General features: G+C 72.2%; 14 protein-coding genes and 2 pseudogenes. 8 read left to right on the plus strand and 8 right to left on the minus strand.

All coding sequences use genetic code 11. The annotated features are described in order from the left end of the window. Positions 1–282 precede the first annotated feature (282 nt). The 3 genes and pseudogenes from L1885_RS03615 to L1885_RS03625 all read left to right on the plus strand — a co-directional run bounded on the left by L1885_RS03615 (position 283) and on the right by L1885_RS03625 (position 4,274). Complete coding sequence (locus tag L1885_RS03615) at positions 283–1,578, plus strand: MFS transporter (RefSeq protein WP_235795488.1); 1,296 nt, start codon at positions 283–285, stop codon at positions 1,576–1,578. Between the two features lie 338 nt (positions 1,579–1,916). After that, a pseudogene (locus tag L1885_RS03620) lies at positions 1,917–3,585 on the plus strand (L-lactate permease). 311 nt (positions 3,586–3,896) lie between these two features. Further along, positions 3,897–4,274, plus strand: coding sequence for a VOC family protein (locus tag L1885_RS03625; RefSeq protein WP_235795489.1), 378 nt, complete (start codon positions 3,897–3,899; stop codon positions 4,272–4,274). 110 nt (positions 4,275–4,384) lie between these two features. Here the strand turns inward: L1885_RS03625 and L1885_RS03630 are convergent, their stop codons facing one another. Beyond that, the gene (locus L1885_RS03630; protein WP_372481851.1) at positions 4,385–5,368 is read right to left on the minus strand and encodes a sigma-70 family RNA polymerase sigma factor; all 984 of its coding nucleotides are present in this window, start codon (positions 5,366–5,368) and stop codon (positions 4,385–4,387) included. Further along, the gene (locus L1885_RS03635; protein WP_235795491.1) at positions 5,346–5,933 is read right to left on the minus strand and encodes a flavoprotein; all 588 of its coding nucleotides are present in this window, start codon (positions 5,931–5,933) and stop codon (positions 5,346–5,348) included. Before L1885_RS03635 ends, L1885_RS03630 begins: the two co-directional genes overlap by 23 nt. 158 nt (positions 5,934–6,091) lie before the next feature. Between L1885_RS03635 and L1885_RS03640 the strand changes: the two genes are divergently transcribed. Next, the gene (locus tag L1885_RS03640; RefSeq protein ID WP_235795492.1) at positions 6,092–6,778 is read left to right on the plus strand and encodes an NADPH-dependent F420 reductase; all 687 of its coding nucleotides are present in this window, start codon (positions 6,092–6,094) and stop codon (positions 6,776–6,778) included. Positions 6,779–6,968: 190 nt separating this feature from the next. Here the strand turns inward: L1885_RS03640 and nicT are convergent, their stop codons facing one another. Both nicT and L1885_RS03650 read right to left on the minus strand, forming a co-directional pair. Then, positions 6,969–8,057, minus strand: a complete 1,089-nt coding sequence (nicT, locus tag L1885_RS03645) for a Nickel transporter NicT (RefSeq protein WP_372481853.1) — start codon at positions 8,055–8,057, stop codon at positions 6,969–6,971. Positions 8,058–8,489: 432 nt separating this feature from the next. After that, a complete protein-coding gene (locus tag L1885_RS03650; protein ID WP_235795494.1) occupies positions 8,490–10,961 on the minus strand; it encodes a terpene synthase family protein in 2,472 nt (823 codons plus the stop codon). A gap of 244 nt (positions 10,962–11,205) precedes the next feature. On the opposite strand from L1885_RS03650, the gene L1885_RS03655 reads away from it, so the two are divergent. Both L1885_RS03655 and L1885_RS03660 read left to right on the plus strand, forming a co-directional pair. Further along, entirely contained in the window at positions 11,206–11,814 is a 609-nt protein-coding gene (locus tag L1885_RS03655) for an HhH-GPD-type base excision DNA repair protein (protein WP_235795495.1), read from the plus strand. Between the two features lie 257 nt (positions 11,815–12,071). Further along, positions 12,072–13,550 carry a M28 family metallopeptidase gene (locus tag L1885_RS03660; protein WP_235795496.1) on the plus strand — a complete coding sequence of 493 codons (1,479 nt, stop codon included), beginning with the start codon at positions 12,072–12,074 and terminating at the stop codon, positions 13,548–13,550. 166 nt (positions 13,551–13,716) lie between these two features. Here L1885_RS03660 and L1885_RS28800 read toward each other — a convergent pair whose 3' ends face one another. From L1885_RS28800 to L1885_RS29355, 3 genes and pseudogenes are all read right to left on the minus strand, one after another. Further along, complete coding sequence (locus L1885_RS28800) at positions 13,717–14,523, minus strand: helicase HerA-like domain-containing protein (protein ID WP_308117273.1); 807 nt, start codon at positions 14,521–14,523, stop codon at positions 13,717–13,719. After that, positions 14,430–15,191 carry a helicase HerA-like domain-containing protein gene (locus tag L1885_RS29350; RefSeq protein WP_372481854.1) on the minus strand — a complete coding sequence of 254 codons (762 nt, stop codon included), beginning with the start codon at positions 15,189–15,191 and terminating at the stop codon, positions 14,430–14,432. Before L1885_RS29350 ends, L1885_RS28800 begins: the two co-directional genes overlap by 94 nt. A gap of 255 nt (positions 15,192–15,446) precedes the next feature. Continuing rightward, a pseudogene (locus L1885_RS29355) lies at positions 15,447–15,728 on the minus strand (helicase HerA-like domain-containing protein); the annotation flags it as partial. An 87-nt stretch (positions 15,729–15,815) separates the two neighbouring features. On the opposite strand from L1885_RS29355, the gene L1885_RS03670 reads away from it, so the two are divergent. Together L1885_RS03670 and L1885_RS03675 are read left to right on the plus strand one after the other, a co-directional pair. Beyond that, positions 15,816–16,118 carry a type II toxin-antitoxin system VapB family antitoxin gene (locus L1885_RS03670; RefSeq protein WP_235795497.1) on the plus strand — a complete coding sequence of 101 codons (303 nt, stop codon included), beginning with the start codon at positions 15,816–15,818 and terminating at the stop codon, positions 16,116–16,118. A gap of 442 nt (positions 16,119–16,560) precedes the next feature. Beyond that, positions 16,561–17,238, plus strand: a complete 678-nt coding sequence (locus L1885_RS03675; protein ID WP_235795498.1) for a LytR C-terminal domain-containing protein — start codon at positions 16,561–16,563, stop codon at positions 17,236–17,238. A gap of 331 nt (positions 17,239–17,569) precedes the next feature. Here L1885_RS03675 and upp read toward each other — a convergent pair whose 3' ends face one another. Continuing rightward, positions 17,570–18,205, minus strand: coding sequence for a uracil phosphoribosyltransferase (upp, locus tag L1885_RS03680; RefSeq protein ID WP_235795499.1), 636 nt, complete (start codon positions 18,203–18,205; stop codon positions 17,570–17,572). Positions 18,206–19,185: the final 980 nt, after the last annotated feature.

Consider the following 19,185-nt stretch of genomic DNA (forward strand, 5'->3'; position numbering starts at 1 on the left):
CGTCCGACCGCCTGACGCCTACGCGTCGGCGCCCGGCCCACGTCCCGCACCCGCATCCGCACCCCGCCCCGGACCCGACTCCGGGCCCTCGCAACAGCCGCCCACTCCCGGCTCCGGCTCAGCCGCGGCCAGCTCCCGGCTCCGGCGGCTCCGGTCTCGCCGCAGCCGACCCTCCGTCCCCGGGCCAATGGCACGCCAAGCAGCGTCAAGCTTTGCCCTGCTCTCACCGCGCCGAGTGACGGCACCGTTGACATGCCTAGGACCACGTCTTAGCGTCCGCGAATGCTGAATACGGTGTGGCAGCAAGCGCGCGGCCTGACCAAGGACCAGCGCAACGCGTTCATCGCCGCCTATCTGGGCTGGACGATGGACGCCTTCGACTATTTCCTCGTCGTCCTCGTGTACAGCGAGATCGCGGACGAGTTCCACGTCTCGCTCACGGACATGGCCTTCCTGACCACCGTCACGCTGATCATGCGGCCGGTCGGGGCGTTCGTCTTCGGCCTGTGGGCCGACAAGCGGGGCAGACGAACTCCGCTGATGGTCGACGTGCTGTTCTACTCCGTCGTCGGTTTCGCCTGCGCCTTCGCGCCCAACTACGCGGTGCTGCTGGTCCTGCGGCTCCTCTACGGCATCGGCATGGGCGGCGAGTGGGGGCTCGGCGCCGCGCTCGCGCTGGAGAAGATCCCGGCGGAGAAGCGCGGGTTCTGGTCCGGCATGCTCCAGGGCGGCTACTCCTTCGGCTACCTGCTCGCCGCGCTCGCCTTCCTGTTCATCGAGCCGGTGTTCGGCTGGCGCGGCCTGTTCGCGTTCAGCCTGCTGCCCGCGCTGGTCGCCCTGTTCGTACGGAGCAGGGTCGGCGAGAGCGAGGCCTGGCAGGCCTCCGCCAAGGCCAACAGCACCCCGGCGCGGAAGATCTTCCGGAACCCCGTGGTGCTGAAGCGGTTCGTCTACCTCGTGCTGCTGATGACCGCGTTCAACCTCATGTCGCACGGCACCCAGGACGTGTACCCGACCTTCATCAAGAAGGGCCTCGGGATGACACCGACGACCGCCATCTGGATCGCCGTTGTCTACAACGTCGGAGCGATGATCGGCGGCCCGCTGCTCGGCGCGTACTCCGAGCGGTTCGGGCGGCGCCGGATGATCGTGATCGCGGGCATCGCGGCGCTGCCGATCGTCCCGTTCTTCGCCCTCTCCCGCATCGCGGGCCTGCTGGCACTGAGTTCGTTCCTCATGCAGGTGTGCGTGCAGGGTGCCTGGGGCGTCATCCCCGCGCACCTCAACGAGCTCAGCCCGGACGCCATCCGGGGCTTCTACCCCGGCGTGACCTACCAGTTGGGCAACTGCATCGCCGCCCTGAACCTGCCGCTCCAGGAGTCGCTCGCCAGTCACTACAGCTACCAGACGGCGCTGATGGTGACGGTGATACCGACGCTCGTGCTGATGGTGGTCCTGACCGCGCTCGGCAAGGAGGCCCGGGGACGGCGCTTCGGCACGGACGACCCGCCGGACGTCGCACCGGCCACGCCGGCCGCGCCACCGACGGCGGGAGGCGCGCCCGCCGCCTCAACCTGACGGACCGCGGCAGGAACCGACGCGGGCCGGGCGGAAGCGGGCGTGTGCACGCCTCTTCCCCCCGGCCCTTTCCGGTGCCACCATGATCAGGCCATATGGACAGACGTTGTTCATGTCAGTGAATTTCAGTACGCCAGTGGTCGGAGGCTTCGGCGGTGTGCCGGGCAGCTGCGGCGGAGAGAACCGGAACGGTCCTCCGGACGCGGTGCCCACCGGCGCCGGGGACCCGGGCAGCGGCGCTCTGCTCCGGCACCGGACGCCGGGCGCGCGCACGGGCGGGCTGAGCCGACCGCCGGGAGCGAACCGGCGGCGTGAACTCCGGAGGTGGGCGCGGCCTCATGCACTACATCCAGAACCTTCCCGTCGAATCCGTCGGCTGGTCCGCGCTCATCGCGGCCGTCCCCCTCCTCACCGTGCTCGTCCTCCTCGGCGCGTTCCGCTGGAAGGCCCAGTGGGCGGGGCTCGCCGCGCTCGTCGTGTCCCTGGTGGTGGCGCTGTTCGCGTACGGCATGCCGGCGGCCATGACGTTCGACGCGGCCGGCTACGGCGCCGCCAACAGCGTCCTGACCGTCCTGTGGATCACCTTCAACGCGATCTGGATCTACAACCTGACCGTCGAGACGGGCCACTTCGCGGTGCTGCGCCGGGCGTTCGCCGCCATCAGCGACGACAAACGCATCCAGGCCATCGTGATCGCCTTCTCCTTCGGCGCCCTCATGGAGGCCCTGGCGGGGGGCGGTTCGCCGATCGCGATCTGCTCGGTCATGCTCATCGCCGCGGGCTTCCCGCCGCTGAAGGCCGCCGTCATCGCGCTGCTCGCGGACACCGCACCCGTCGCCTTCGGGGGCATGGGCAATCCGATCACCATCCTCGGCACGGTCACCCATCTGAACGCGGACGACTTCGGCGCCATGACCGGCCGCCAGGCGCCCATTCTGGCGTTCTTCGTCCCGTTCCTGCTGGTCGCCATCGCGGACGGACCGCGCGCCATCAAGCAGGTCTGGCCCGCCGCACTGACCGCGGGCGCCACCTTCTGCGGCACGCAGTTCGCGCTGGCGAACTACTGGGACTACAAGCTCTGCGACATCTTCGCGGCCATCGTCTCGGCGGGCGCAGTCGTGGCACTCAACCGCGTGTGGCAGCCGGCCGGCACCGGCCTCCCGCCCCGCGCCCCCGGCACGCCCCCGGTGATCGCCGGCGGCGCGGTGGACCACGACCCGGTCGCCGAGCGGCGCGCGGGCCGGCCCGAGGGCGGGGACTCGCGGCGGGACGTGTACGTGGCGTTCGCCCCGTACCTGATCGTCGTGGTGCTGTTCTCGCTCGCGCAGATCGGGCCGATCAAGACGTGGCTCGCACAGGGTACGGCGAGCTTCCAGTGGCCCGGGCTCGCCCACATCACGACGAGCGGCGGCGCCCCCGTGGCGACGGTGTTCTCCGTGCCCTGGGCGTCGACGGCGGGCACGCTGCTGTTCGTCTCCGGCGTGGCTGACGACGCTCGTCCTGCGGTTGAGCCCCCTGAAGGCGCTCCGCGTGTACGGAGCGACCATCGCCCAGTTCGGCTGGGCGATCTTCACGGTGCTGTGCGTGTTCGCGCTGTCGTACGTGATGAACCTGTCCGGCCAGATCACCACGCTCGGCATCTGGCTGGCGCAGACGGGCGCCGTGTTCGCGTTCCTCTCCCCGCTCGTCGGCTGGTTCGGGGTGGCGGTGACGGGTACGGACGCGGGCTCCGACGCGCTGTTCGGGGGTCTGCAGCTCACGGCCGCGCACCAGCTCCACGCCTCGCCGATCCTGTTCGGCGCGGCCAACACCACCGGCGGGGTGCTGGCGAAGATGATCTCGCCGCAGAACCTGGCGATCGGGACGGCGGCGGTCGGGGTGGTGGGTGCGGAGGGCACGCTGTTCCGGCGGGTCTTCGGCTGGAGCGTCGTGATGCTGCTGGGGCTCTGCCTGATCGTCTACCTCCAGTCGACCAGCGTCCTCGGCTGGATGGTCGTGGGCGGCTGAGCGGCAGTCCTCCGCAGCCCTGCCACACCCGCCCTTACCGGCACCCTTCGGCCGGTCGGCCCGGGCCGGTGCCGGAATCGCCCGTACGGGAGCGGTGGCTCTCCGGGACCCCGCCGCGTCAAGGCCCCGGCCGCCCGACCGCGGGCATGAGCGCACCGGTCTCCCAGGGCGTTTCCGGCGGACCCTCGGCCGAATGGGCGGGGCCTGTCACATCGCGTGCGGCCCGCGGGTCGCAGGGGTGAAGAACATGTTCGAGACCCCTGACACCGCGGGCGCGGCAGACGCCCGCGGTCGCACCGAAGGAGCGCACCATGGCCGACCAGCCCCGCGGCATCAAGACGATCATCTATCCCGTGCACGACATGACGAAGGCGAAGGACACGTTCCGCGCCCTGCTGGGCGGCACCGAGCCGTACATCGACGAGAGCTACTACGCGGCGTTCGACGCGGACGGCCAGGACGTCGGGCTCGACCCGAACGGGCACGACAAGGGCCTGACCGGTCCGACCGTCTTCTGGCACGTGCCCGACATCGCGGCCCGGCTGGAGGCACTGGCCGCCGCGGGCGCCGAGATCGTGCAGAAGCCGCAGGACGTGGGCGGCGGGAATCTGACGGCCACGGTCCGCGACGCGAACGGGAACGTCACCGGCCTCTTCCAGGTCGCCTCCGCACCCTCCGACGCGAGCTGACCCGTCGGTCCTCGGGTACGGACGGCCGGCCGGGCGGCCCCTCGCATACGGACCGGCCTGGCGCGAGGACCGGCTCCCCAGGGCGCCGACCCGCGCGGCGCGTACGGGCCTCAGCGTCCCAACTCGGTCCTGAGCTCCACGTAGAGGCCTTCCAGGCGGTCGGGATCGGCGAGCACGTCGATCCCGGCCACCCGGCCGTCGAGGCCGACGGTGAACGCGATGACGGCACGGGGCCGCCCGCCGGGCGCCCACGCGAGCCCGATCGTCCCGTCCAGCAGAGCGGGGAACGCGCCACGCGCCTGCCCCAGGAAGGACGTGGCCACGGCGGCAGCGCCACGGGTGGACGTGGCGCCCGTACGCAGGGCCGTCGCGTCGGCGCGCAGCACGACGTCCGGCGCGAGGACGGCGAGCAGCGCCTCGAAGTCGCCGTCACGCGCCGCCGTGAGGAAGGCCTCGACCACCGGCCGCTGCCGCGTGATGTCCGTTTCGGGCAGCGTGGAAGAGGCCCGTACCCGCCTTCTCGCACGGCTCGCGAGCTGGCGCGTGGCCGGCAGGCCGCGTTCCACGACCGGTGCGATGTCCTCGAACGGCACCCCGAACATGTCGTGCAGGACGAAGGCGAGGCGTTCCGCGGGCCCGAGCGTGTCGAGCACGACCAGCAGCGCCAGCCCCACCGAGTCGATCAGCAGGGCGTGCTCCTCCGGTCCCTGCTCCGCCGCGCTCCCGCCCCCGCCGAGGCCACCGCGGCTGCCGGCCGCAAGAGCCCCGGCGGTGTCCGGTGCGCCACCGGCGCGGCCCGGCTCCAGCCCGGTGTCCAGCGGCTCCTCCCGGCGATTCGCCCGTGCACGCAGCATGTTCAGGCAGATGCGTCCCACGACGGTGGTCAGCCATGCGTCGAGGTTCTCGATGTCCTCGTCGCCGTGCCGGGCGAGGCGGAGCCAGGCCTCCTGCACGGCGTCCTCTGCCTCCGCCGACGACCCGAGGATGCGGAAGGCGACCGCGGTCAGGCGCCGCCGCTGCCCTTCGAAGGACTCGGCCAGAGCGGCCTGAGCGGGTGTGTCGAACGGCCCCTCATCGTGTTCCACGTGAAACATCCTGGCAGGACGGCACCAGTGGTGCGAGCAACTCCAGTGCCTCCTCCCACCGGAACGCTCCCGTGCCACCCTCGGACCGCGGGGTGTTGGGCTCGTACGACCCGATGAGCACCCCCATCGACCGCAGCCGCTCCAGGCTCTGCCCGTACGCGGGATGCGCGGCCTGCGCGCTGTTGAGGCAGGGCAACGCCGCGATCGGGATGCCCATGCCGTACGCCTCGCAGAGGATGCCGACCGCAAGTGTGTCCGACAGACCCGCGGCCCACTTGTTGATGGTGTTGAACGTCGCGGGCGCCACCGCGATGGCGTCAGGCGGTGGCAGGGGACGCGGCTCCCCCGGCTTGCGCCAGGCGGACCGGATCGGATATCCCGTCTGCGCCTCGATCGCGGCCGCGTCGATGAAGCCGAGGCCCTGCGGGGTCGCGACGGCGCCGACGTCCCAGCCGCCCTGCTGGGCAGCGGAGATGAGCCGGCCCACCTCGCCCGCGTTCCCCGCCGCGCAGACGACCACGTAGAGGAAGGGTTTCCTCGCGGGTGCGTGGCCCCCGGCCGCTCGCGTGTCCATGCGCCCTGCTCCCCTCGGCTGAACCGCCCGCCCCTGAGGCCGGCGCGCCCGGTCAGCCTAGGGCGTGCAACCGCCGCCGACCGGGCCGCCGTCGGTGCCCGGCCGGCCGTCGCGGTGTGTCGTGGAAGACATCCGATGCCCGCGGGGTTCTATCGATCATGGCTACTTTGGGACTCATCGGAAGTGGATTCATCGGCGGGACGCTCGCCCGTCTCGCCGTCGACGGCGGCCTCGACGTCGTGCTCAGCAATTCGCGCGGGCCGGAGACCCTGGCGGACAAGGTCGCCGAGCTCGGCGCCCACGCCAGGGCGGCGACGCCGGCCGAGGCAGCGGCGGCCGGCGACTGGGTCGTCGTGACGATCCCGCTCAAGGCGTACACGTCACTGCCGCGCGAGCCGCTCGCCGGCAAGACCGTCATCGACACGAACAACTACTACCCGCAGCGCGACGGGCAGATCGAGGCCCTGGACGACGGCTCGACGACCAGCAGCGAACTGCTCCAGCAGTACCTCGGCGACTCGGCCCACGTCGTGAAGGCGTTCAACAACATCTTCTTCAAGCATCTCGGGGTCCTGGGCCGGCCGACGGGCGCGGCGGACCGCACCGCGCTGCCGATCGCCGGCGACGACGCCGACGCCAAGCGCCACGCCACCGAGCTGCTCGACATCCTCGGTTACGACGTGGTGGACGCCGGCCCGCTGGCCGAGGGCCGGTTCTACCAGCCGGGCACCCCGCCCTACGGTGCGCCCTACGCGCAAAACCCCGGCGCCTCGTTCGCGGAGCAGAAGGCCGGCCCGGCGCCGGCGGCCCGGATCCGCGAGTTCCTGGCCGAGGCGCGGGGCTGAGGCCCCGGCGGACCGGCCGCTTCGACTGCTTCGGACCGCCTCGGCGGGACGGAGCGGCCAGGCGGTCGGTCCGCGCCCTGCGGGAGGGAGCAGTGGCCGGTCGGAGCAGTGCGGACAGGGGCGCGCCGGCACGGTGTGGCTCCGCCCTTGGCGGCGTCGAGCAAGCCCCGCGGGTGTCCCTGCGGCCCGGTCAGTTCCCGGAGCCTCTGGCCGGTTCGCCCTCCGCCGGGCGCAGTCCGGACGTCCACTTCTCCTCGATGCGCCCGAACTTCCAGACGGCGATGGCGCCCAGCCAGGTCACGAAGAACAGCCCGACGATGACGAAGCCGACGATGTTCAGGTCCAGCCCGCCTACCCAGTCCCAGAAGCCGCCGTGCAGGCCCAGCTTGTCGGCGAGCAGGCCGAGCAGCTCGACGGTGCCGATGAGGACCGCGACCGCCACGGACAGTCCGGTGATGGTCAGGTTGTAGTAGACCTTGCGGACGGGCTTCGAGAAGGCCCATCCGTACGCGAAGTTCATGAACGAGCCGTCGATCGTGTCGAGCAGCGACATGCCGGCCGCGAACAGGACGGGCAGGCAGAGGATCGCGTACCAGGGCAGCCCGGAGGCCGCACCGGAGCCGGCGAGCACGAGCAGGGCGATCTCGGTGGCGGTGTCGAACCCGAGGCCGAACAGCAGGCCCAGCGGGTACATCTGCCAGGGCTTGGTGATGGACTTCATCACGCGGCCCAGCAGGCGGTTCATGAGCCCGCGCTTGTTGAGCTGCTCCTCCAGAGCGTCCTCGTCGAAGACCCCCGAGCGCATCTGGCGGAACACCTTCCAGATGCCCACGAGCAGCACGATGTTGATCGTTGCGATCAGGTAGAGGAACGCGCCGGAGACGCTGGTGCCGATGATGCCGGTGGTGTTGTGGAGACTGGAGTTGTCGTTCTGCACCGGCCCCGCGAGCGCCTTCATGCCGAGCGCCAGCAGGAACGCGAGCCCGAAGACGATGCTGGAGTGGCCGAGCGAGAACCAGAAGCCCACCGACAGCGGGCGCTTGCCCTCGCCCATGAGCTTGCGCGTGGTGTTGTCGATGGCGGCGATGTGGTCCGCGTCGAACGCGTGCCGCATGCCGAGGGTGTACGCGGTGACGCCGATGCCGATGCCGAACGACTTGGTGCCGATGCTGTAGTGCTCGGGAGCGACGATCGCGACGAGGGTGAACCATCCGATGACGTGCAGCGCCAGGATGAACGCGGCCATCCCGCCGAGGCGCGACCACTCCTTGCGGCTCATCGACGCGCGTATGCGGCGCGTACGTGAGCCGCCGCCCACGGTCGCGGGAGGGGCGGAGTCCGAGCTGGTGTACACGGTGGCGGACCTCATCTTTCGGGCACGGGTAAGCCATCTGCCTCCGCCACTTTGATGCCGTCCGCGCGTTGTTGCAAGATATTCGCAGAAAAAGGTCCTACCAACAGACAGCAAATCTGGCGGGCGGCCCTGCGCCGGACGCCACGACCCCGACCCCGACCCGGCCCCGGCCCCGGCCCCGGCCCCGGCCCCGGCCCCGGCCTCAGTTGATCCGTGCGGACGCCACGGCCCCCGGCCCCGGGTGCTCCGTTCGGACGTTCGGACGCCACGGCCCCGGCCCCGGCTGCTCCGCCGGGCACCGGGGCCCGGATCGGTCCGCCGCAGCGCCGCCCACCCCCGCTCACGGCACGCCGGAGATCACGTCCTCGGAGCCGGCACGCAACCGGGCGCCGATCCCCATCGCGCGGGCAGCGACGGGAAGCCCCCCGGTACCGGCACGGCGTACGGCGGCCGCGCGCCATCCGCGCGGGCATCCGTGCAGACATCCGTGAGAACCGTGCCGGATTCCTCGCCCGGCGCGGACGTGTCCGCGCCGACGGCGGACCCGGGCGCTCCCGCCTCCGCACCCTGCCTCTGTGACGGCAGCCGGATCCGCACCGCCGAGGTCCCGAGGCCCGTGGGGGCGGGGGGCAGCAGGCGCCGTTGCGGATGGTCCTCCAGCAGATCGGCCTCGGTGTAGCGGTGGCAGCCCTCGTGCCAGACGAGGATGCCGGAGAGCCAGTTCTCCAGTTCCTTCACGTATCCGGCGAGCGCGGCGCGCGCCGCGCCGTCCAGCTCGAAGTCGGCGCAGGTCACGGGCAGCTCGTGGGCCACCAGGTGCTGGAACTGGCGCATCCTGCCCCGCATGAGGTCACCGACGATGCGCAGGGCGGCCGGGTAGTCGCAGTCGAAGAAGTTCTGCACCACGAGGACGCCGTTGTGCACCTCGCCCTCGTACTGGATCTCCTTCTGGTACGAGAAGACGTCGTTGAGCAGGCACGCGTAGTCCTGCGCCGCGTTCTGCATCGCCAGCACGGTCCCGCTGTCCAGCACCTCCTGGGGGACGGTGTCGCCGAGGCCGATCCGGCACAGGCTCATCGTCAGGTCGGAGCCGAACGTCCTGCGCCGCATCTCGATGTAGTCGACCGGGTCGGGGACACGGTTCTGCGCCTGGTTGGCCAGTTCCCACACCCAGGCGTCGATCATGTCGTCCACCGCCTTGCGGAACGTCCGCCGCCCGGCGCCGTTCATCGACCCGGCCGTCCTGATCCACAGGTCGCCGAGGGCGCGTTCCAGAGCGTTCGCCGGGGGCGGTGGCGGCGCGAGGTCCAGCGGCATGAAGAGCCGGAGCCGCTCGTTGCACGCCTTCGCGCCCGCGACATCGCGAGTCGTCCCGTGGACGACGGGGTAGTAGTCGTCGCCGTACGTACCCCAGGCCAGCCAGTCCGAGGTCAGGTCGAGTTCCTCCGGCGCGGCGTCCGGGTGGATGCCCGCGGCGCACAGCGGCAGGTCGATGCGGCGCAGCCGCCGTTCGGACCAGACGTCGGAGTTCGGCACACCGGGCTGCGCGCGCAGCATGCCCATGCGATGGGCCCAGTCCACGACGTGCTCGCGCGAGGCGTCCAGATGCGGGCTCAGCGCCGGAGTGAACGGCATGTCGAGGTCCGGCACGATCGAGGGGCCCACCTCCTCGAAGAGCACGCGCGAATGGCTGCGCAACCGGGCGTCGCCCCCGGCTGTGAGCGTCTTCAGGAAGCTCGACGCGGCCGTGCCGAGCCCTGCGGGCGTCATGGAGAACCGGGCCCCGTACAGTCCGGCGAGTCCGCCGCCGGGCATCGGCGGCACGGCGTCCTGCGGCCCGCCGCCGTTCATGTAGCGGCTGGAGCGCATGTGCCACTCGTGGCCGCCGGACTGCCAGTCCTGGAGACCCTTGACGTAGGCGAGGGTGTCGGCGACGCCTTTGGGTGGAGTGCCGGTCTCCGCGAACAGGGGCCCGAGTTCGGTCAGGGCCGTGTTGTCGAACTGCTGCAGCCGCGACGTCAGCAGGTCGTTGACGGCGTCGGCCGCCTCCTGCGTGCCGCAGCCGAGGAAGGTCTCCAGCACCAGCACGCCGTTGCTGAGTTCGCCCTCCTCCTCCACCTCCCGCTGGTACGAGAACAGGTCGTTGCGCAGGTGGACCGCGTCGGAGAACGTGTCCCGCAGCACGTGCAGGGGGCGGGTACCGGCGAGTTCGGCGGGGATCTCGGCGCCCACCGCGTACTCCACGAGGCCGGCGGACCAGGGCGCGCCACCTACCTTGCGGCGCATCTCGATGTACTCGACCGGGTTCGCCACCCGGTCGGCGTCGATGTTCGACAGCTCCCAGAGCGACTCGTTGAGCAGGTTCTCCGTGCTCGTGGCGAACCGCCGCCGCCAGTCCAGTGACATGCTCGGGACCGTGCGGGCCCACAGGTCGGCGAGGCCGGCCTCCACCGGATTGACCGGCTCCGGGAAGCCGTCGGACAGGTCCATGGGCATGAAGGCGGGCAGCCGGTCCAGGTACGCCTTGCCGCCCTCGCGGTCCCGGTCTCGCTTGAACGCCTCCAGGAAGTGGTCGTCGAAGAAGAAGACCCACACGTACCAGTCGGTCACGAGGGAGAGCTCGGGGCCGTCGCAGTCGGGGTGCGTGTAGGCGCACAGCAGGCCGTAGTCGTGGGCCTCGAGGTCCTTCTCCTCCCAGATCCCTGAGCCCTCCAGCATCCCCATGGCACGGGCCCAGTGCCGCGTGTGCTCCCTCGCCTCCTCCAGGTGGGGATTGAGCCGGGCCGGATACGGCATGTAGAAATCCGGCAGTTCAAAAGGCTGTGTCACGGGCGCGCGGCCTTTCCGACGGTTCGGCGAGGAAAATCTGCTGCGCCGGAATGAGCCGTTCGGGGGATCCGGGGGCCGAGAGCCCCGGAAAACCGCAGAAGACCGCCCCCCTCCGAGCCACCCGGTCGGCTCAGCATTACCCCCGCCGGGTGTCCGCCACCCGCACCACAGAACAGTCATATGAGCACATCGGGGCTGTGGACAACTTTCTGCGGGCCGCGCCCGGCCGGGTGACGATGGCCGCATGAGCGACACCAGGCACACCCTCCGCATCGCGCAGAATCCCGAGGCCGACGAGTTGCTCGGCCGCAGCCCGCTGGCTGCCCTGGTCGGCATGCTGCTGGACCAGCAGATCCCCATGGAATGGGCGTTCACGGGCCCCTACACGCTCGCCGCCCGCATGGGCGCAGACGATCTGGACGCGCGGGAGATCGCCGCGTACGAGCCCGAGGCGTTCACCGACCTGTTCGCGCGGAAACCGGCCCTGCACCGGTATCCCTCGTCGATGGCCCGACGCGTGCAGCAGCTGTGCCAGTACCTGGTCGACACGTACGACGGGGACGTGACGGCCGTGTGGGAGGGGGCGTCGGACGGCAGGGACGCGCTGCGGCGGCTCAATGAACTGCCCGGCTTCGGGAAGCAGAAGGCGCAGATCTTCCTCGCGCTGCTCGGCAAGCGGCTCGGCGTGCGCCCCGCCGGGTGGCGCGAGGCCGCGGGGCACTACGGGGACGAGGGGTCCCACCGCTCTGCCGCCGACATCACCGGCCCCGAATCGCTCGCGCAGGTGCGCGCCTTCAAGCAGGAGGCGAAACGGGCCGCGAAGGCCGCGGCGCCGAAGAAGGAGACGCCGTGAGCAGGCGGAACACGCGAAAGGGGAGCGCTGTGAACGGGCGGAGCCCGCTCCGGGGAGGCCCCGTGGGCCGGCGCTGCATGCGACCTGGGGGCGCCAAGCCGGCCGCCGGGCACGGCTCACGCGAGGTGCGGGCGGCCGCCCACGGAGAAAGCGGCGGCCGCGGCGGGGCTGCCCCCTGCCCGCGCGGCCCGGCCCGTGCCGGTCCGCGCGCCGCTGCCCGCGCGGGCCCGGTGACTCCCGCGCACCGAAGATCGGCGTTGATCACCGCGATCATGGCGCTGCTGGTACTGGTGGCGTCGGCGCTGCCGGCCTCGGCCGCCTCGGGCTCCGGGGGCGCCACCGGCGATGCGGCGGGGGACGCGGCCCAGCTCTCCGGCCGGCTCGTGCGGGCGTCGACGGCCGGCGGGGCGATGCGGTTCCTCCGCGAGTTCCAGCGGATCGCCGGCACGTCGGGCGGCACGAGGGCCGCGGGCACCGAGGGGTTCGACAGGTCCGCCGCGTACGTGTACGGCAAGCTCAAGGCGGCCGGCTACCGCGTCTCGTACGAGCCCTTCACCTTCACCTACACCGGACCGGCCGCGCAGCGGCTGACGATCACCGATCCGGAGCGCCACCAGGTGCCGGTGAGCGCCGTGCGCTCCGCCAGGCCCACGCCGAAGGGCGGCGTCACGGCCAGGGTCGCCGCCACGCCCGAGGGGGCGAGGACGGGCTGCGCGGCCGGGGACTACGCGGCGGGCGGGCGCGACCACTACCGGGGCGCCGTCGTCCTGGCCGAACGCGGCGGATGCGACCTCTCCGTGAAGCAGCGGGCCGCCGCGGGGGCCGGAGCCGTCGCGCTCCTCGTCTACAACAACGTCGACGGGCCGCTGACCGCGTCCCTCGGCGACCCTTCGTCGGCGCGGATACCGGTCGGTGCGATGGCCCGGCGGGACGGGGAGAAGCTGGCGCGGGAGGCTGCCCGGGCCGGGCACGACGGCAGGCCCGCGGTCCGGGCCACGCTGGACGTGCGCGAGGTGAGCGGACGGCGCACCACGCGCAACGTGATCGCCGAGACGCCGGGCGGCGACGCGAAGCGCACGGTCATGCTGGGCGCGCATCTCGACTCGGTGCCCGCAGGCCCCGGCATCAACGACAACGGGTCCGGTTCCGCCGGGCTGCTCGACGTCGCGCTCGCGCTGGCGCACACCCATGCCCGTCTCGCGCACCGGGTGCGGTTCGCCTGGTGGTCCGCCGAGGAGTTCGGTCTGCTCGGCTCGCGGGACTACGTGGGCGGGCTCAGCGCCGCGCAACGACGGGACATAGCGCTGTACCTGAACTTCGACATGATCGCCTCGCCGAACCCGGCGGAACTGGTCTACGACGGCGACGGCTCGGACCCCGCCGGCACCGGGCCGGGCCCGACCGGCTCGGCGGCGCTGGAAAGGGGGATCACGAGCTACCTGGACCACAGGGGCGTTCCGCACCAGCCGACACAGTTCGACGCCCGCTCGGACTACGAGCCGTTCCTTCTCGCCGGAATACCCGCGGGCGGGGCCTTCACGGGAGCCGAGGGGATCAAAACCCGCGCCGAGGCCGCCCGGTACGGCGGCAGGGCGGGCGTCCCCTACGACCCCTGCTACCACCGGCGTTGCGACGACCTGTCGAACGTGGACACGAAGGCGCTGGACACCAACATCGACGTGGTGGCGAACGCGGTCGGCAGGTACGCACAGGACCTGAAGGGGGTGGTGGGCTGAGGGGCCGGGCTCCGGGGAGAGGGACGCAGAGGGCGGCTCAGGACAGAGAAAGGAGCGCTGGCAGAGGAACGCTGACAGAAGAATGCTGGGAGAGGAACGCCGAGGGAGCTGCGCCGAGGGGTGAGCGACCAGGTGGGGCGTGCTGGAAGGTTGAGCTGAGGGGTGATCAGCGCTTGGCGGACGTGCCGAACAGGGAGCGCGTGATCGCCGGCCCGACCGGGGCTCCGCCCGATCGGGCCAGGGAGGCGAAGACTGGGCTGCCCGGCGCCTCGCGCCCCGCGGGTGGCTCCTGGACTCGCCCGTCCCGATGCCGTGCGCCGTCGTCGGAGCGTTCGGCGTCCGTCCTCTCCGCCGCACGGGCCCCGTCGCGTCTCTGACCCCGCGCGGCCACCTCAGTGCCTTCGATCTCGTGGGCGGGATCGACCCCTTCGACGACGTGGGCGCGATCGACTTCGCGTGCGGCTCGTTTCGCGTTGTCCTCGGCCGTCCGCTGCTCCACCGTCAGTCCCTCGTCGGCGGACGTGCTCGCATCGCGGCCCGCGGCGCGGGTGTCCGTGGCGTGCGCGGCGTGCGGCGGTGGCTCGTGGACGGTTGCGTTCAGCGCGTCCTGCCCTGGCGGACTCATCCGGGACGTGCGCGTATGAAGCCGCGTCACGACGGCGGGCGTCAGAACGTCGTTCTCGCCGAGCACGGTCACGACGGCCTCGCCCGGGGCGAGCCCCGCGAGCACCGCTTCCAGGTCACGGGCAGGCGTGGGGAACGTGCGTACGGTCGCGCGCAGCGCCTCCGCGTCCTCGGCGGTAGCGGCGCGCATGGCGTGCTGCACGCGGTTTCCGAGCCGGGCCAGCACGTCCAGGGGCACGTCTCCGGCCGACCGTGTCACGAAGAAGACGCCCACCCCTTTGGAGCGCAGGGAACGCAGGGTCCGGGCGACCGACTCCAGGAAGGTCGCCGACGCGCCGCGGAAAACCAGGTCGGCGTCCCGACGAGCCGGGGCCGTTCACCGTCCTCGGACTCCGGCAGCCTGTGGAACAGGTCGGCCAGGAGCCACATGAGGATCGCCGGGAGCAGGTGCGGGTGGTTCCGTACGGCGCACGGTTCCAGCACGGCGACGACGCCCCGGCCTTCGGGGACGCGCAGCAGTTCCGCCGTGTCGAACCCGGGCGCGCCGAAGAAGTCCCCCGCGCCCTGCTGCTCCAGCGCGGCGAGAGAGCGCAGAAGGGCCCCGGCCGTGGCGGTCGAGATCCCGCCGAGGGTCCGGAGCTCGTCGCGTCCGCTTCGCGAGACGAGGAACGCGACGACGGCTCGCAGGTCGGCGAGGCCGACGAGTTCGACGCCCCTGGCATCGGCGTAGCGGAAGATCAGACCGAGCGCTTGGCCCTGGGCGCTGTCGAGGCCGAGGGCCCTGGCGAGCAGGACGGGTCCGAAGCTCGTGACCGTGGCCCGCACCGGGAGGCCGGAGCCCGCGCCGCCCAGCGCGAGGTACGCGGCGGGCGGGCCGGACGGGGGCCGGTTCCGGTCGATTTCCGCGATCCGCTCCCCGACCCCGCCGGCCGGCCCGTCCACCGAGCCTGCCGCACCCGACGCCTCCGACCCGCCCGACTGCGCCGGCCCGTCCACCGCCTCCGATTCGCCCGACACCGACGGCCCATCCGGCACCGACGGCTCGCCCGGCACCGACGGCTCACCCGACACCGCCGGCCCGGCCGCCTCACCCACCCCGCCTGCCGCGCCCGATCCGGTCGACGGGCTCGTTTCACAGGCCACGCCCGGCACAACCGATCCGCCCGACGGGCTCGTTTCACAGGCCACGCCCGGCACAGCCGATCCGCCCGACGGGCCCGTTTCTCCGGCCGCACCCGACCCGTCTGACACACCCGGTACGGGGATCCACGGCGGGCCGCCCTTCGGGCCCGCGAGGAACACGGGTACACCCCGGGCGGAGAGCTGTTCGGCCATCAGCTGGAGGGTTCTCGTCCTGCCGGTCCCGGGCGCACCCGCGACGAGACCGTGGCGGGTCAGTGCTCCGAGCGGCATGCGGACGGCCGTCTCGGCCCGGACCGTCCCGTCGCGGAGCAGCGCGCCGAGGTCGATGGCAGGGCCCACGAAGTCGTACGCCGTGGCGATCGTGGCTGCGGAAGTGTCCGAAAGGTTACCGGAGGGCGCAGTTCCGCTCATTCTTACTCCCTTTTCATCACGGGACGTCACCTTTGCACCCTGTCGAGCAGGCTGCGCCCGGACCCGCTCGCCCGGTAGGCTTTCCGTGTGATCTTCAAGCGCATCGGAAACGGGCGGCCGTACCCCGCTCACGGCCGGGAGTCAGTCCGGCAGTGGGCGGACGTCGCGCCGCGCCCGGTCCGCCTCGACCAGCTCGTGACCACCAAGGGCCAGCTGGATCTGGAGACGCTGCTCGCCGAGGACTCGACCTTCTACGGCGACCTGTTCGCGCACGTCGTGAAGTGGCAGGGCGACCTCTACCTGGAGGACGGGCTGCACCGGGCCGTGCGGGCCGCGCTCCAGCAGCGCCAGGTCCTGCACGCACGCGTGCTCGAACTCGAAACGGGCTGACGCCCGACCTCCGGTCAACCAGCAAGCTCCCCGGCGTCCCGCCACCGCGCATGCCCTGTCGGTACTCGGCTGCACCAGGGCCCGAACGTCCTCCCCGGCGGCTCGTGCGTCGCGTCGACCCGACTCACCCCTGCGGTTCGCGGCGGCCCCGGTTCGCGCCCGCAATTCACGTCGACCGGCCCATGCCCGCGGTTCGCATCGGCCCGGTGGGCCTCTGCAGCGGTTCGCGTCGGCACCGGTTGCGCGTGCCTGAGCCCGTACTCTCGGTTCGGGCCCGTGGGCTCAACACCTCAGCGGGCGCCTTCGGACTCGTTCAATACCCGGCTCCCGTGATGTCCCCCTGCCAGGTCCACTGGTCCTTTCGGGGGCAATCACCGCGCCGACCGAGCTATCCGTTGATCGTTTAGTAGGAATCACTCATGGCGCGCACTACGCTGCGCTCATGAGCATGCTCACTCCCCCTGGGCTCGGCGGGAAGTACCGCATCACGGGCGACAAGTACCCCCGCATGCACCGCCCCCGCCGCCGGAGCCGAACCGTCTTCGCGGTGGTCGCGGCCGTGGTCGTCCTCGGGCTCGTCGGCTGGGGGACCCAGCAGCTCATCCACGTGTTCTCGGGCGACGCGGACAAGGCCGTCGCGGCGAAGAAGCCGAACTGCAAACCCGCTACCCTCCCGGCGAAGACCCTGCCGAAGCCGGGTCAGATCACCGTCAACGTCTACAACGCGACGACGCGCAGCGGCCTCGCGCAGCAGACGGCGGACGCGCTGAAGAAGCGCGGCTTCGTCATCGGCAAGGTGGGCAACGCTCCGGCCGCATACGACAAGAAGGTGCCGGGGTCGGCCGTACTGCTGGGCGGGCAGGGTGCGTCCAACGGAACGTTCAGCGTGCTCGGCACCCAGCTGAAGGGCGCCACGCCGAAGACGGACAGCAGGACCGGTAAGGACGTCGACCTCATCATCGGCGGCGCCTTCCAGTCCCTGACGGTCCAGAAGGTCGCGGACACGCAGCTGGCCTCCCTCTCCCAGCCGACGCTCAAGCCCGGCTGCACGCAGAGCGGCACCCGGCACGCGACGAAGGCCGGCGACAAGACGGCTGCGGGCTCGGCCGCGAAGGGCTGATCCGGCCGCGTTCCCGCGGAGCCCGTCAGCCGGCCGAGCCGGCCGAGCCGGCAGGACCCGCTGGGTCGGTGGAGCATGCAAGATCCGCGGCGGCCGTGGAGCCTGAGGGCCGGGCCCGCCGCCGCCCCTGAGGCTCGCCGTCACTGGCACCGGCCGCCGATGAACTCCGCGATCACCGATGCCGGCCGTCCGTGAGGCTCACCGTCCGTCGAGAGCGAGCCGCCCGAAAGAGCCGCCCCGAAAGAGAGCCGCCGTACGAGAGGCGCGAAGGAGTCGGGGGCGTCAGCCGGAGGGGCCGTCAGCCGAAGGGGCCGTCAGCCGGAGGGGGACGTCAGCCGGAGGTGCCGTACAGCCGGTCGCCCGCGTCGCCGAGGCCCGGCACGATGTAGCCGTTCTCGTTGAGGCGCTCGTCCACCGCGGCGGCCACGACGGTGACCGGCGCGCCCGCGAGCTCGCGCTCCATCGTCTCGACACCCTCGGGCGCGGCCAGCAGCACGACGGCCGTGACGTCGTCGGCGCCCCGCTCGATCAGCTCCCTGATCGCGGCGACGAGCGTGCCGCCCGTGGCGAGCATGGGGTCGACCACGTAGACCTGCCGGCCGGAGAGGTCGGCCGGCAGCCGGTTCGCGTACGTCGACGCCTGGAGCGTCTCCTCGTCGCGAATCATCCCGATGAAGCCCACCTCGGCGCTCGGCAGCAGCCGGATCATGCCGTCGAGCATGCCGACGCCGGCGCGCAGGATCGGCACGATGAGGGGCCGGGGGTACGACAGCTTCACGCCGGTCGTCGTGGTGACGGGCGTCTCGATGTCGACCTGCTCGGTGCGCACGTCGCGCGTGGCCTCGTACGCGAGCAGGGTGACCAGCTCGTCGGCGAGGCGACGGAACGTGGCCGAGTCGGTGCGCCGGTCGCGCAGGGTGGTCAGCTTGTGCGCGACCAGTGGGTGGTCGACGACGTGAATCCGCATGTCGAAGAGGGTAACCGGAGGCCAATGCGCTACGCGCCGCAGCCGTCGGCCGGCAGCGCGGCGACGGCCCACACGAACCGGTGACCGAACCCTCATCACCGGAAGGGCGGGAGGCCAGGCAGCCAGGACATCGGGAGCCTGAAGGCGGGAAGGCCGGGGAGGCCGGGGAGGCCGGGGAGGCCGGGGAGGAGGGAAGTCCGGCGAACCGGGAGCGGGGTACTCGTGGAAGCCGTCGGCCCGGGCCCGCGAGAAGCCGGCGGCCGGGAACCGGGGGAGCCGGAGGTCGGGAACCGGGGGAAGCCGGTGGCGCGGAACCGCCGGCGGGAAGCAGGTGACGGAGACGCGGCTGCGGGAAGCCGGTGACAAGGGGCCGGCGGGGGCGTGGGATCGCGAGGCCCCGCGGGACACGAGTCACGCAGTCAGGGGGAAGCAATCGATGCCGCAAGCAGGAGACACCCAGGATCGCGACGACCATTTCTCCGGCACGAACCGGCCGCGACCGTGCGCCGATCCCGGCGCCGGCACCGGCACCGGCACCCGCCGCGGTACGGAACGGGCCCGTGCCGCAAGCCGTCGAACGGACCAGGATCCCGACGCGGGCCACAGCACGAAACAGAACCCCGGCGCGCGCCGCCCCAGGGAACAGAACCCCAGCACGCGCCGCCCCATGGAACAGGACGCCGACACGCGCCACCCCAGGGAGCAGGCCCCCGAGACGGACCGCCCCACGGAACAGAACCCCGACACGCGACACCGCACGGAGCGGGACGCCGCCCCACGCCGCCCCGCGGAAGAAGACCCCGACACCCGCCGTCGACCCGAACACCGGGCCGAACAGCCCGCCGGCCCGTCACCGGCGAGGGCGGCCGACGCCTCCCTGCCGGGCGAGCGGTGCCCGGCGCCCGTGGGCCCGGCGACATCCGAGCGCCCCGGCCCCGCGTCGCCGAGTGCGCCGGAGCCGGCCGAGGAGGCGGCGGACG

The organism is Streptomyces fuscigenes, from assembly GCF_021556455.1.
Classification (GTDB): Bacteria; Actinomycetota; Actinomycetes; order Streptomycetales; family Streptomycetaceae; genus Streptomyces; species Streptomyces fuscigenes.

Excerpts from the sequence above, each read along its gene's own strand:
- upp (WP_235795499.1), bottom strand. The coding sequence starts at position 18,205 with ATGCGGATTCACGTCGTCGACCACCCACTGGTCGCGCACAAGCTGACC.
- nicT (WP_372481853.1), bottom strand. The coding sequence starts at position 8,057 with ATGAGCCGCAAGGAGTGGTCGCGCCTCGGCGGGATGGCCGCGTTCATC.
- L1885_RS03615 (WP_235795488.1), top strand. The coding sequence starts at position 283 with ATGCTGAATACGGTGTGGCAGCAAGCGCGCGGCCTGACCAAGGACCAG.
- L1885_RS03635 (WP_235795491.1), bottom strand. The coding sequence starts at position 5,933 with ATGGACACGCGAGCGGCCGGGGGCCACGCACCCGCGAGGAAACCCTTC.
- L1885_RS03625 (WP_235795489.1), top strand. The coding sequence starts at position 3,897 with ATGGCCGACCAGCCCCGCGGCATCAAGACGATCATCTATCCCGTGCAC.
- L1885_RS03655 (WP_235795495.1), top strand. The coding sequence starts at position 11,206 with ATGAGCGACACCAGGCACACCCTCCGCATCGCGCAGAATCCCGAGGCC.
- L1885_RS03640 (WP_235795492.1), top strand. The coding sequence starts at position 6,092 with ATGGCTACTTTGGGACTCATCGGAAGTGGATTCATCGGCGGGACGCTC.
- L1885_RS03675 (WP_235795498.1), top strand. The coding sequence starts at position 16,561 with ATGAGCATGCTCACTCCCCCTGGGCTCGGCGGGAAGTACCGCATCACG.
- L1885_RS03630 (WP_372481851.1), bottom strand. The coding sequence starts at position 5,368 with ATGTTTCACGTGGAACACGATGAGGGGCCGTTCGACACACCCGCTCAG.